Source organism: Pseudomonas sp. SBB6 (assembly GCF_024213215.1).
GTDB lineage: Bacteria > Pseudomonadota > Gammaproteobacteria > Pseudomonadales > Pseudomonadaceae > Aquipseudomonas > Aquipseudomonas donghuensis.
Map to the genome: position 1 here is coordinate 163688 of NZ_JANAVH010000003.1, position 12998 is coordinate 176685.

General features: G+C 62.7%; 10 protein-coding genes. 3 read left to right on the forward strand and 7 right to left on the reverse strand.

Annotated features, from left to right (window positions below):
• Nucleotides 1-59: 59 nt before the first annotated feature.
• The gene (locus NLX68_RS06870) at nt 60-863 is read right to left on the reverse strand and encodes a phytanoyl-CoA dioxygenase family protein (RefSeq protein ID WP_254283425.1); all 804 of its coding nucleotides are present in this window, start codon (nt 861-863) and stop codon (nt 60-62) included.
• Between the two features lie 204 nt (nt 864-1067).
• Between NLX68_RS06870 and NLX68_RS06875 the strand changes: the two genes are divergently transcribed.
• Nucleotides 1068-2465 (forward strand): amino acid permease, encoded by a 1398-nt coding sequence (locus NLX68_RS06875; RefSeq protein ID WP_254283426.1) that lies wholly within the window; start codon nt 1068-1070, stop codon nt 2463-2465.
• On the opposite strand, the gene NLX68_RS06880 is transcribed toward NLX68_RS06875, so the two are convergent.
• The 6 genes from NLX68_RS06880 to NLX68_RS06905 all read right to left on the reverse strand — a co-directional run bounded on the left by NLX68_RS06880 (nt 2466) and on the right by NLX68_RS06905 (nt 8708).
• Nucleotides 2466-3362 (reverse strand): LysR substrate-binding domain-containing protein, encoded by an 897-nt coding sequence (locus NLX68_RS06880; protein ID WP_254283427.1) that lies wholly within the window; start codon nt 3360-3362, stop codon nt 2466-2468. It abuts the gene before it with no gap.
• Between the two features lie 42 nt (nt 3363-3404).
• A complete protein-coding gene (locus NLX68_RS06885) occupies nt 3405-4061 on the reverse strand; it encodes a DUF1266 domain-containing protein (RefSeq protein WP_254283428.1) in 657 nt (218 codons plus the stop codon).
• A 10-nt stretch (nt 4062-4071) separates the two neighbouring features.
• Nucleotides 4072-5292, reverse strand: coding sequence for a hypothetical protein (locus NLX68_RS06890; protein WP_254283429.1), 1221 nt, complete (start codon nt 5290-5292; stop codon nt 4072-4074).
• Complete coding sequence (locus NLX68_RS06895) at nt 5283-7610, reverse strand: hypothetical protein (protein WP_254283430.1); 2328 nt, start codon at nt 7608-7610, stop codon at nt 5283-5285. The genes NLX68_RS06890 and NLX68_RS06895 overlap by 10 nt, the downstream gene beginning before the upstream one ends.
• Before the next feature lie 198 nt (nt 7611-7808).
• Nucleotides 7809-8186, reverse strand: a complete 378-nt coding sequence (locus NLX68_RS06900; protein WP_159388230.1) for a chemotaxis protein CheY — start codon at nt 8184-8186, stop codon at nt 7809-7811.
• Between the two features lie 144 nt (nt 8187-8330).
• Complete coding sequence (locus NLX68_RS06905; protein ID WP_254283431.1) at nt 8331-8708, reverse strand: type 1 fimbrial protein; 378 nt, start codon at nt 8706-8708, stop codon at nt 8331-8333.
• A gap of 210 nt (nt 8709-8918) precedes the next feature.
• On the opposite strand from NLX68_RS06905, the gene NLX68_RS06910 reads away from it, so the two are divergent.
• Together NLX68_RS06910 and NLX68_RS06915 are read left to right on the forward strand one after the other, a co-directional pair.
• Nucleotides 8919-11747, forward strand: a complete 2829-nt coding sequence (locus tag NLX68_RS06910; protein ID WP_254283432.1) for an ATP-binding protein — start codon at nt 8919-8921, stop codon at nt 11745-11747.
• Nucleotides 11734-12927: an EAL domain-containing protein gene (locus NLX68_RS06915; protein ID WP_010223148.1), complete on the forward strand. Its 1194-nt coding sequence runs from the start codon at nt 11734-11736 to the stop codon at nt 12925-12927. Before NLX68_RS06910 ends, NLX68_RS06915 begins: the two co-directional genes overlap by 14 nt.
• The last annotated feature ends 71 nt before the right edge of the window (nt 12928-12998 follow it).

Genomic DNA, 12998 nt, shown 5'->3' on the forward strand with positions numbered 1-12998 from the left:
CGATCGCGATCTACCTGCCACATCGCATCGCAAGCCAAGCTCGCGCCTACGGGCAGCCCTTATGGCTGCGCCCACACCACCGGAAACCAGTCCTCGCGCATGCGATCGCCGGTCTTCAGGTCAATCCCCGGAAACGGCGGCGAGGTCCGCCCAGGGCGCTGGATATAGCGCACGTCATCGCCCATGAAGCGGGTCGAGAAGGCTCGGCGGCGATTGCTGCCGATGTTGCCGGCGGCGCCATGCACGGTACGAAAATCGAACACCACCACGTCCCCCGGCTCCAGCTCCGGCGAGAGGATCTGGTACTCGCCGTTCTCTACATCCGGCATGTCCATGAACAGGCTTTCCCCGGACCCTGCATCGCTGGCGCCATAAAAATCCTTGTTGCTGGCCCAGCTCTTGGGTCGCACCGGCTTGGGCCAGCGATGCGAGCCAAGCACCACGCTCAAGGTATTGTGGCGGCTGACCGGGTCCAGCGGTATCCAGTAGCTGGCAGTCTGCAAGCCATCGACGCAGTAGTACGGCAGGTCCTGGTGCCAGGGCGTGGGTTTGGAGGTGCCCGGTTCCTTGACCAGGATATGTTCATGGAACACCTGCACTTGCCGTGACTGCATCAACGCTCCGGCAATCGCCGCCGCCGGCGAATTGAGCACGAAATCCTTGAACGCCGGGATGCGCTGCCAGTTGCAGTAATCCTCGAAAAAGCGCCCGCCTTCGCCACTGCCGACGTTCTCGATGGCAAAGGCACTGGGCGCCGCCAGGTTCTGTTCGAAGCCTTCGCGCAGGGGTTCGATCCAGTCACGGAACACACCACGCAGCACCACGGCACCGTCACGCTGGAACTGTTCGATATCGGCCTTCATCGCGATCACCCTCTCTTGTTGTAATGAACAAAAGTATTGGGCGGCCCCGCGCAGCCGGTAAACCACAGATTACCTATTCGCCACTATAGGCAATCTGTATGGCGCGCGGGTTGTCAGCCTCCTGCCTTTGGCCGGTTAATGGCCCTGCCTGTGTCCTACGGCGCCTTGCTATCCAAGAATAAGAACAACGAGGAGTTACCTGGGATGAACGAAAACAGCACCGCCATGCGGCGCGGTCTGAGTACCCGCCACATTCGCTTCATGGCGCTCGGTTCTGCCATCGGCACCGGGCTTTTCTATGGTTCGGCAGCGGCTATCAAACTGGCAGGTCCTTCGGTGTTACTCGCCTACCTGATCGGTGGCGCGGCCATCTACATGATGATGCGCGCCCTCGGCGAGATGGCCGTGCGCAACCCGGTGTCCGGCTCCTTCGGGCAATACGCCAGCCAGTACCTTGGGCGCTTTGCCGGCTTTCTCACCGGCTGGAGCTATGCCTTCTCGATGCTGGTGGTGTGCCTGGCGGATGTCACCGCCTTCGGCGTCTACATGAGCTTCTGGTTCCCCGACACGCCGCGCTGGATCTGGGTGCTGGGCATCGTCTTCTTCATTGGCGCCCTGAACCTGTGCAGCGTCCGAGTGTTTGGCGAACTGGAGTTCTGGCTGTCGCTGCTGAAAGTCACCGCCATCGTCTCGATGATCCTCGCAGGTGCCGCCGTGCTGATGTTCGGTATCCAGCTGGGCGGCGCCGGCGAGCCGCTGGCGGCAGTGAGCAACCTGTGGAGCCATGGCGGCTTCTTCCCCAATGGCGTGGGCGGCATGATCGCCTCGTTCACCGTGGTGATGTTCGCCTTCGGCGGCGTCGAGATGATCGGTATCACCGCCGGCGAAGCCAAGGACCCGCAACGGGTGATTCCCCGGGCGATCAACTCGGTGCCGCTGCGCATCCTGCTGTTTTATGTGTTCACCCTGTTGGTGCTGATGTCGATCTATCCCTGGTCGAAGATCGGCAGCGAAGGCAGCCCCTTCGTGCAGATCTTCAGCGGCCTGGGGATCGGCTCGGCAGCCACGCTGCTGAACATCGTGGTGATTTCGGCAGCGGTGTCGGCGATCAACAGTGACATCTTCAGCGCCGGGCGGATGATGTACGGCATGGCCCACAACGGCCAGGCGCCCGCCAGCTTTGCCCAGCTGTCGCGCTTTGGCGTGCCGTGGATGACCGTGGTGGTAATGGCCGTCGCCCTGCTGCTGGGGGTGGTGCTCAACTACCTGGCGCCGGACAACCTGTTCCTGATCCTCGCCGCCGTGGTGACCTTCTCGATCGTCTGGGTGTGGCTGATGATCCTCCTGTCGCAGATCGTGATGCGCCGCGGCATGAGCGCCGACGAGGTCGCCAGGCTGCACTTCCCGGTACCGTTCTGGCCGGTCGGCCCGGCGTGTGCGGTGGTGTTCATGCTGTTCATCTTCGGCGTGCTGGCCTGGTTCCCGGACACACGCATGGCCCTGTACGTGGGCATCGGCTGGCTGGCTTTGCTGTCGTTGGGCTACTGGCTGTTCGTCGCCCGCCAACCGCTGGCAACCCTGGCAGATCCGGCCAGCCGCTGATCAGGCCGGAAACTGCTCGCCGGCCCAGTCGAGGAACGCCTGCGCCGCAGGCGACGGGCGCATGGCGCTGGACTGGGCCAGCACCACCGGCTGCGGGCTGACCGTTTCCAGCAGCGGCCTGCAAGCCAGGGGTTGGCCGTCGTAGCTGCAATCGGCCACCGGCCGGGTACAGGACAATGCCACGCCATAGCCATGGGCGACCAGCCCGCGCTGCATCTCGAAGGTCTGGGTCAGTTGCAGGCTTGCCGGTTGCAGATCATGGGCCCAGAACAACGACAGAAAGTATTCGCGGGTCCTGGCGATGTCTTCGAGGATCAGGCATTCATTGGCCAGGTCCACCAGTGAGACCCGCTCCTGCAGCGCCAGTGGATGGTCGGCCGGCAGCAAGGCATAAGGCGTCAACTGCGCCAGCACGCGTTTTTCGATCGGCGCATCGAGCCCCACGTCATAGGTCAGCGCCAACTCCGCCTTGCCATCGGCCAGACGTCGATTGACCTCGGCAAGGTCAGCCTCGAACAGGGTGATGGTGACTTCCGGATGGCGCCGGCGAAAGCCGCTCAGCAGCCGTGGCGCGTAATACGGCCCCAGGTCCTGGAAGCAGATCAGGCTCAAGGCCCCGCGCACTGCCTGTTGCTCTTCGCCCTTGCCGCTGATTGCCGAGGCCAGGTTGAGCATCTCCCGCGCCTGCTCCAGCAAGGTGCGCCCTGCCGGGGTCAGTTCCAGACCGCGGCTGACCTGGCGATGAAAGAGTTTTTCGCCCAGGCTCGCCTCCAGCTGCGACAGCGCCAGCGACACTGACGGCTGGGAAATGTGCTTGGTGCGCGCCGCAGCGCTGACACTGCCCTGCTCGGCGGCGGCGACGAAATACTCCAGCTGGCGGAAGGTGAAGCCAATCATCGCAATGCCCTCTCTTGGATACGTGAACCAACAGCGGCGATGTTACCCCGCCAAGGCTGGGCTCAACGCCGCCGGCGTACGCCAGGGTATATCGGCCCAGGCGCCGCTGCCGGGGGTCAGCAACTGGTGCAGATGCTGCTCGGTGAACACTTCGCCCAGCGAGTCGACGCGAAACGCCGCGACCCACTGCTCGCGCCCCAGCTTATAGGCCTTGCCGAAATCTTCCCAACTGTCGAAACAATCCTGCGCCCGCTGCGCGTTGAGCAACAGCACGCGCCAGGCGAGCTCGGGCTCGAGCCAATGCATCAGTACCCCACAACGGACCAGAAACGCCACCCGCGCACAGGCAAAGGCCATGGCCGCACGCGGCTCATCGCTGGCCGTCAGCCCTTGCAGGTCGAGGCTGTACCATTGCTGTTCGAGGGTAGCACTGAAGTGCGCACGCACCGCGTCCTCGTTGGTATTGCCGCGAATCCCGGCCTGGTGCAGCAACGCCGCCCGCACGATCGTCTGGGCCTGCTCGGTGAAGTGGTCGCACGCTGGCGAGTAAAAGCCCTCGACCTCCATCGCATCGGCCATGGGCCTGGCCAACAGCAGCGACCAGTGCTTGCGCTGGCTGAACAACGGCGCGGCCCCGCGCGGGCGGAATGCACGCCACAACAACCAGGCTGAAATAACAGCCGCGATAAGCAAAAACATGCCGCTCTCCTTACCTTGCCCGGGCCTGCCAGGCCTGGATCTCCTCGGCCTGAGGCGGCGCCATGTCTGGCCACGGCACGCCTTCGGTCAGGTACAACGGATCATCGGGCAGACGCTCTAAGCGTTTGCTGAAGATATGCCGGGTGGCGTACTTGACCGACACCGCCTGCGGGGCAAGCTGCAAAAACTGCTGCGGCTGACGCCCGGCCACCAGCCACTCGACCATGGCTGACGGTGCATCGAGGCGCTCGTACAGTTGCGGGTAGCGGGCTACCAGACGGGTCTGGGCGGTAGCATCAGTGACCTCTTCGATGCGCAGCCAGGCGGACTCGGTGCGCACGATGCCGATGGCGATACAGTCAGCGGGGGTCTGCTGGTCGGTGCCCAGGGCATTCAGGCACAGCAGCAGGTCCTGGTAGTAACGCTCGACCGGTGGCCGGTTCTGCTTGCCCTTGACCTGCTCGACCGTCAAGGTGCCGTCGGCCTGGACGATCAGGCTGATGGTGATATGCGGCTGGCCCTGGGCGTCGCGAAAACTGAGCACACGCATGCGCCGCTGTTCCACCGCTTCGGCATAGCGCTCGCCGTAGCCACCGCTCAGGGCGCGGCGGTCGGCGAACTGGCCCAGGCAATGGCGCATCACATAGCTTTCAAAGGCCATTTCGGCGCGCAACAACGGGCTGTCGGGCCGCAGCTCCTGCAATACATGTTCGCCGGTAGTCACGACCGTGGCCAAGGCCTCGGGCTGGCTCTGACGCCAGCCCTGGTCAACCCGCGCGGCCATCTGCGCGTGTTCTTTTTCCCACAGCGCCAGCGCCTGCGGGCAGTTGATGCGATCAAGCTTGCCGGCCAGCGCAGTGCCCTGGCGCGAGGTGAGAAACTCCACCAGCAAGGCCTCCTGCGCCAGCAGTGAGGCCTGCTCCGGGTCGACCCATACCAGGGGCGCAAGCACCTGCTGCGACGCTTTACCGGCGTCGCTCAAGTGCCTGGCCACCCATGGCGGTGGCTCCGTTCCCAGTACCTCGACGGCCTGCTCCAGGGTCAGGATCCGGCGCGCCGGCTCGAAGTTGCCGACCAGATGACGGTAGAAATGGTTGAGCAACCATTTACTCACCTCTGGGGCATCACTGCGGGCCTTGCTGCGCTCGGCAATACCGCGTTTGAGCTGATCGGCATTGAGCGCATTGCGCGGGGCGTAACCGGACTGTCGCAGCTCCGGTGTCACTTCCATATCTGCCACCAGGCCTTGCCTGCCGGTTTTTGCGGTGCCTGCAGCTCGGCGATCATCTCGTTGAAAACTTTATTGTTTCTCTGGTCGACGGCGTTGTCCGGATCGCTGCGCAGGATGGCGCGCTGATAGTAGGCCAGGGCCTCTTCCTTGCGCCCGAGGTCCTTGAGCACATCGCCAGCGCAGCCAAGCAGCGAGCTTTCATCCCTTTCGTTGACCTGCGACGCGTAACGCTGCCACAGGCCGGTGGCCGCCTCAGGCAGGCTGTGAGCCAGGTACATAGCGACTTTCAGCCGGGAGAACAGCGGCGAGTATTCCAGGTCCTTGTCACTGACCCCGCGCTCTTCCTGCCACTTCAAGATACGTTCCAGCCAGATCAACATTTCCCGGTCGCGATCCAGGCGATACAGCGCAAAAGTAACGTCTTGCAGGTAGTCATCCGGGTCATGGCGGCTGTAGCCGTAATCCGCCGCGTAGTGCCAGAGTTGCTCCGCCGCCTCAGCGATAGCCGCGTAATCCTTCTGGCAGATACGTGCATTGAGCACGCCCTGATAGTGCTCGGCGAACGAACTGGCGGCGATGCCGCAAGCGTGCAGTTCAAGGGCCTGGTCATACATCTGCTGGTCGTTGTAGCAGCGGTAGTTGATTGCCAGGTTGTTGCACAGCATCGAGTACAGGTGGGCGCAGCCGTCATACCGGTGGCCGCTGCCACTGGCAAAGCACTGCTCCATGCGCACCCGGCCCTGCTCGTAGGCAGCCCGCTGCAGGAAGCGCAGCAGCGACCAGGCTTCGTTCGTGGTGGCTTCATCGAGGCTTTTGACCTGCTCTTCCACCTTGTCCTCGACATACCCGGCGTACTCGTAACAGTACATGCCACTGGCCAGTTGCGGCATCGGCTGCTTGAGGGCATCGATGACGCCGAAGGCTTTGACGTGCGCGCAGAACACACTGTAGGCACTGCGTCGATCCTGCAGGCCGCCGGCTTTTACGGCGTCCTGCAACATGGCCAGCTCAGTCTTGGCGTCGATCAGCCCGGCATCGCCCTCTCGCACCGCAACCAGGCGGGTGATCCACGGGTGATTCGGCGCACGGCACTGGGCTTCTTCGCGCGCCTGGACAAACAGCGCGTCGCGCAGTTCGGGGCTCTCCCGGGTCGCGTGCAGCGCTTCGAGCAACGGGTTCAAGGCCGGTGTCGCCTCGCTGCGCTCGGGCAGGCAGGCAACAAAGCGCTCCAGCAAAGCGGCGTTGTCGCAGGCGCGCATCACGCACAGCGGCCACCACACCGAGTTGTCCTCGGCCTCGAGCAACCGGTCGTGAATCCAGAATGGCGTGCCGGGCCACATCTGCTCGAGCATTTCATAGACATCCATGAACGCCCGTTGTCCAGCCTCCTCGATCCGCCCGCTTTCGAGCAACCAGGGCAATTCGAAATTAATGAAGTTATCGCCACCATCCGAGTCCAGGCTGCGGCTCGCCACTTCACAGATCTTCAGGGCCCCGGGCAGGTCGCCCTGGGCCTGCAATGCACGGGCGGCCAGCCGCGCCAGGCGCACTTCCCACTCACGGCGCCGGGGCAGCGACAACTCGGCGATCGACTGCACAACAGGCTGCTCGAACATCGCCAGGCGCAGCGGCACGATTTCGATCAGCGCGTCGCCCAGCCACAGCCAGTCGTTAGCGTCGACGTCCTGATCCTCGCCTGCGGTGCGCAAGGCGGCAATCGCGCTCAAGGCGGCTTCGCGGGCCTGCTCGTCTTGCTCGTGGGCAGCCAGCACCCGGGCCCGGCGCCGGTGCTGGTCGGCATCGTCCCAGGCCCGCAGGGCGTGGCGCCCGGGGTTGATCAGCGCCAGGGTGTGGCGCACCTCGATGGCCTTGAGCGCGACGTCGAGCGTGGTGTGTTCGAGCTCGTCGAAGATGCGAAAGCGCCGGTATTGCTCGACGTCGAAGTCGAGCCGCTCGTTGCTCAGTTGCTGCAGGCTGTCGAGCCCCTGCAGCAGGCCCTCCTCGTCTTTGAGGTAGTTGGCCAGGCGCAGCTGGTAAACCAGCAGGTTGAGTTTGAGTTCGTTGCGCGCGTCGTCAGCGGAGGCCTCGAGCAGCGCCTGACCGTCTTCGGCCAGTACTGCCCTGGCGGCATCGACGTCACCGGCATTGACCCACAGCACGTGCAGGCGGTCGATCGATTCCAGCGAAGCAGCCTTCAGCGGCTGGCCGCGCAGCTGGCTCAGCAGGTAATCGGCACCGTGTTCCTGATGCTCGACCTCAAGACGGTCCATGAATTGATCCAGCTGAATGCCGGACAGCACGGTGCTGTTTTGCGTCATTGTGAACTCCCTTTGCGAATGACTGTGCATCGCCCGATGCGTCCTGCGCCGGCGCCCTTGATGGGCCAACGGATACCCGCGTACGTCTGCCCTGGACAGGCAACGATGGCGAAAGGGATCGGGCAATACAGCGAGGTGCTGCACGCTACCAGTTGGCGTTTGAAAAAAAAAGGGCGTGCGGGGGAGCGGGATCAGTGATTAACGTGCAAAAAGCGGATCGACACTGTGCAGGCAACGTTTGATTGAATCGAAGTCCGGTGCCTGTGACAGGCACAGCTGAATCCTGCCATTGACGGGCACCGACACCTGCGAAGAGTCGGCGCGCTGCCCTTCATAGATAAGCGCATGGCGGATGCGCGGGTTGTCGTGGCAGAACTTCAACAGGTTGAACTGCCGGGAAGGCACCAGCACCGTGTTGACGATCAACAGGTCGAAGGGGGTGCCCTGCGTCCGGGTAGCCGCCTGCAACGCTTGAAAGCTACTCAAGTGGGCAACGCGGCAATACCCCAGGCGGTTGAGCATGTTCTCTATTTTGCTGCGCTGATCCTGCTGCCGATCAGCGATGACGATGCGCAATGCTGTGTTTGACATTCGGTAAACCTGACAGATGGGCTCCGCGAGTCTTTATAGACACTGCGACTCGCTGAAGTACTGGCAAGGTTACCGTTGGTCGTGGGCGCAGACTCTAAGACAATTCTCAAACGCCCTTACGCCGAAGGCTTAAGGCGTGGTCAGGGTGATCAGGTAGGCGCCGGAACTGACCGCCTTGCCGGTAGCATCCACCAGCGCGTACTGCTGGTGGTAATAGCGCCCGGCCTTGCCGCTATCGGCCACCAGCCTGACGTTGACCGGGGTTTGATCGGGCGCACTGACCGACGCTTGCGAGTCAACCCGCTGCAGGCCGATACGGGTACCCCGCACCTGCGCCGGGCAATCGCTGAGGTTCAAGGCACCGGCCTGGGTCGAAGGCGTGCACGGCGACTCGACAATACTGCCGGTGAAATTGATCACCCCTTGGGCGACCGGCGTGGCGGCCACACAGGCCCCGTTCAGGCCGAACAGCAACCCTGCAGCGATAGCAACATACTTCCCGTTCATGCTGACACTCCTGCGATAACGGTTGATACCTTGAGTGTCGACCAGACGGCGCAATGTTTAAGGATTGTCTGATAGGCAAAGCCGCACTTTGCCAAGCAGGTCGCAGAACCGGATAAATGAGCGGCGCCTGGCTGGCCAACAGGGTCGACAACGCCTATGTTTAAGGATCGTCTGATGTCTGTGCCGCACGCGACTCACTAGAGTCCGCGGATGAGATTAAAAAGCTACCTGCTGCAAATCAGCCCCCTTCTTTCCAGCCCCGAAGCCGCCCGCCGCTTGCTGCGATTGTTCGCCGTGGTGTTGCTGATCGGCATTCTCAGCGGCGTGTACAACTTCCTGTTGTTCACCTTCAACAACGACATCTCCCAGCGTCGCGGCTACATGAGCAGCGCGATTGCCGAAGCGCACACCTTCTTCACCAATCGCGAAGCCTTGCTGGAAAGCCTGAGCCTGTCGGCGGTGCGCAAGTCGAAGCAGGCCAAGCCCCTGGTCTACCTGCCATCGACCGAAGAAGTACACCTGCAACTGGGCAGCACCACCGACAACCGCTGGAGCATCTGGCTGACTCAGCGCATGCGCGACTACATGAAGGACAAGCAGGTCAGCCTGCTGTATGTCGACACCGGGCCGAACGCGCAAGTCAGGCGCTTGTACAACTCCGCCCCCGGCATGCCCGGGTTCTCGCCGCGCATGCTCGAACAGTTGCAGGCGCTCAAGGACAACAACCCGTCACCCGCCGCCGAGCTGTGGCTGACCGACCAGACCGAGCAACGTTCGTACCTGTACATCTTCATCCGGCTTGATGAACGTGACGTCGAGTCGGGCTGGCTGGGCCTGGAGATGGACAGCAGCGAAGTGTCCACTGCGCTCAGTGACCAGAGCGCCGGCGAGTTCATGATGCTCAACTCCGAAGGCATGCTGGTGTTCACCAACAGCCACGACACACGATTGGGACAGATGCTGCTCAACTCGAAGGGCGAAAACTTTTTCGGCTTCGTCGGCGACGGCTGGATACCCGACCACCTGGTGATCCGCAAACACCTGCAATCGTCGGACTGGCAATTGGTGTACTCGATAGACCTGCTGGCCGTGATGACCGGGCTGTGGCAGCAACTGGTCGGCTCGCTGCTGTTCTGCCTGTTCACCGTGACCCTGGTCCTGCTGTTGATGCGCCGCATCGAGCATCGTTTCATTGCCCCGGCGATCAACCGCATCCAGGCCCTGATCGAAAGCGAGGCGTTCAGCCGCGATGTCATCCAGACCGCGCCCGTGGCCTTGTGCGTACTGCGCCGTACCGACGGCAAGGTGGTGCTGGAAAACACCCTGGCACAACAATGGCTGGGGGACGGCCTGGAGCGCGATGTGCTATGTGCCGGCTGGATCAACCAGGCCTTCGACAGCCAGCAACCTGAACGCACTGACTACTTTGCCACCGCCGATGGCCGTCACTTGTACCTGAGCAGCGCCCCAACCCGCTACAACGGTGAAGACGTGCTGTTTTGCGCCTTCAGCGACATCAGTGCGCGCAAGCAGGTGGAAGCGGCGCTGGAAGAGGCGCGGCAATCGGCCGATGCCGCCAACGAGGCCAAGACCCTGTTCCTGGCGACCATGAGCCATGAAATCCGCACCCCGCTGTACGGCGTACTGGGCACCCTGGAGCTGTTGGCGCGAACCCAGCTCGATGCCCAGCAGCGCGACTATCTGCATGCCATTGAGGGCTCCTCGGCGACCCTGTTGCAGTTGATCTGCGACGTGCTGGATGTGTCGAAGATCGAAGCCGGGCAACTGGCGCTGGAGCTGAGCGAATTCTCGCCGCTGGAGCTGGTTCACGAAGTCATCCAGGGCTACAGCGCCGCAGCATTGGGCAAAGACCTGCAATTGTATGCCTGCTTCGATCCACAACTGCCGGAACGGCTGATCGGTGATGTGACGCGGATCCGGCAGATTCTCAACAACCTGCTGAGCAACGCGGTCAAGTTCACCGACAGTGGCCGGGTGGTGCTGCGGGTCAAGCTGATCAACCGTGATGGCGAACGCTCGAGCCTGATGTGGCAAGTGTCGGACACCGGCAAGGGCATCGCCGAAGAAGACCATCCGTACATTTTCGAGCCGTTCTACCAGACCGAAGGCAACACCAATGTGGTGGCCGGTACCGGCCTGGGCCTGCCCATCTGCCAGCGCCTGACCCAATTGATGAACGGCCAGTTGCGCATGGTCAGTGAATTGGGCCTGGGCAGCAGCTTCACCCTGACCCTGCCGCTGGAAGAAGCTTCGGCCAGCACCAACCTGCCCGCCCAAGGCGGCCTGTTGCCCGAGACGATCTATGTGCTCTCGCCGATCCGCGAACTGGCGCAGTCGATCAGCGGCTGGCTGCGCCGCTGGGGCGCACGTGCCCAGGTCGGGCGGCCGACGCCAGCGGACTCAGCCAGCGGCTGCCTGCTGCTGGAGCTGCACCCCGGCAGTTCCGAACAGCCGCTGGTGGCCGACTGGCCCGGCCCGCTGATCCTGGCCAGCGCCCACGGTTGCTGCGAGCCACAGCTCGAAGACGGTCGCTGGCAGGTCAATCTCAACCACCTGAGCGCCTTATACCAGGCCGTCAGACAAGCCCAGGGACTGTGGATCGCCCGCACCGATAACCCGCAAAAGCGCGAAATACAGAAGCTCGACCTGCACATCCTGGTGGCCGAAGACAACATCATCAACCAACTCATCCTGCGTGATCAGCTTGAGGAGCTCGGCTGCACCGTCGAGTTGGCGGGGGACGGCAACGAAGCCCTGCAGTTGTGGAAAAACGGGCACTTCGATGTGGTCCTGACCGATGTGAACATGCCCAAACTCAATGGCTATGAACTGGCCAGAGAGCTGCGCCGCCAAGGCTGTTCGATCCCGATCATCGGGGCGACGGCCAATGCCATGCGCGGCGAAGCAGAACTGTGCCTTGCTGCCGGAATGAACCATTGCCTGGTCAAACCTTTCGCGTTGCGGGCCCTGTTCAACTATCTGGCGCCTTATCAAGAGACCTCCCATGAAGCCCTATAACATCTTGATCGTCGAGGACCACCCGTTCCAGCACATGTACCTGCAGCACCTGTTCAGCGAATTGGGCGATTTCCATTTCGAAGCGGCCCAGGACGGCAAGGAAGCGCTGGAACACCTGCAGCGGCGTGACTTCGACCTGGTGCTCACCGACCTGCTGATGCCGGGCATGGACGGCGTGCAATTCATCCAGGGCCTGGCCAGGCTGCGCAGCAAGCCGGACCTGGCGATCATGAGCGCCGCCTCCAAGCGCATGCTGATGGCCGCAAGCCTGGTGGCCAAGAACCTCGGCGTAGAAGTGATCGGTTTGATCTCCAAGCCGGTCAAGCCGGCCGCCCTGCGCAACCTCACCGAACAGCTCGGCGGCAAGAACCGCAGTGCGCCGCAGGTACCGCCGGCAGTGGCGCAGTTCGACTACCAGGCGCTGATTCACGGCCTGAGCAACGGCCAGTTCCAGGCCTGGTTCCAGCCGAAAAAATCCCTCAGCAATGGCCGCATCGTCGCCGCCGAAGCCCTGGTGCGCTGGATGCACCCCGAGCAAGGCGTGCTGTTGCCTGGCTCGTTCCTGCCGGCCTTCAAGACCTTCGAGCTGGAAGAGCGCCTGTTGTGGCTGATGCTCAAGCAGGCCATCCACGCCCAGGCGCGCTGGCGCCAGCAGGGTTACGACATTCCGGTATCGATCAACCTGCCGACCCACCTGCTCAACAGCCATGACCTGGCTGACCGCCTGCTGGAGTTCGTCCTGCATCACCAGGGCATCCCGGGCAAGATCTGCTTCGAGCTGATGGAGTGCTCGGTGCCCCAGGACATCAGCAACTTCTACGCCGGTGCCTGCCGCCTGCGCATCAAGGGCTTCGGCCTGTCGCAGGATGATTTCGGCAAGGGCTACAGCTCGTACATGAACCTGGTCTCCACACCCTTCACAGAACTGAAGATCGACCGCGCCCTGGTTCAGGGCTGCCATGAAAACGAAGGCATGACCTCGGCGCTGACCAGCATCGTCGCCCTGGGCCGCAAGCTGGGGCTGACCGTGGTCGCCGAAGGCGTCGAGACGCCCCAGGAGCTTGCCCTGTTGCGCAAGATCGACTGTACCCAGGCCCAGGGCTTTCTGATTTCACATGCGGTGTCGTCCGAGCAGTTTCAGCAACTGCTGAACCATGACGGGCCGGCAACCTTCTATTGATGTGCCGCGCAGCCTTTAATTGCCAGCAGAGGTAAACTCCATCCAGCCACCTACATTACCGTTATTGCGGA

What these genes read in the sequence shown, in the direction of transcription:
- NLX68_RS06875 (WP_254283426.1), top strand. Translation starts at nt 1,068, where the DNA reads ATGAACGAAAACAGCACCGCCATGCGGCGCGGTCTGAGTACCCGCCAC.
- NLX68_RS06905 (WP_254283431.1), bottom strand. Translation starts at nt 8,708, where the DNA reads ATGAACGGGAAGTATGTTGCTATCGCTGCAGGGTTGCTGTTCGGCCTG.
- NLX68_RS06885 (WP_254283428.1), bottom strand. Translation starts at nt 4,061, where the DNA reads ATGTTTTTGCTTATCGCGGCTGTTATTTCAGCCTGGTTGTTGTGGCGT.
- NLX68_RS06895 (WP_254283430.1), bottom strand. Translation starts at nt 7,610, where the DNA reads ATGACGCAAAACAGCACCGTGCTGTCCGGCATTCAGCTGGATCAATTC.
- NLX68_RS06915 (WP_010223148.1), top strand. Translation starts at nt 11,734, where the DNA reads ATGAAGCCCTATAACATCTTGATCGTCGAGGACCACCCGTTCCAGCAC.
- NLX68_RS06870 (WP_254283425.1), bottom strand. Translation starts at nt 863, where the DNA reads ATGAAGGCCGATATCGAACAGTTCCAGCGTGACGGTGCCGTGGTGCTG.
- NLX68_RS06880 (WP_254283427.1), bottom strand. Translation starts at nt 3,362, where the DNA reads ATGATTGGCTTCACCTTCCGCCAGCTGGAGTATTTCGTCGCCGCCGCC.
- NLX68_RS06890 (WP_254283429.1), bottom strand. Translation starts at nt 5,292, where the DNA reads ATGGAAGTGACACCGGAGCTGCGACAGTCCGGTTACGCCCCGCGCAAT.
- NLX68_RS06910 (WP_254283432.1), top strand. Translation starts at nt 8,919, where the DNA reads ATGAGATTAAAAAGCTACCTGCTGCAAATCAGCCCCCTTCTTTCCAGC.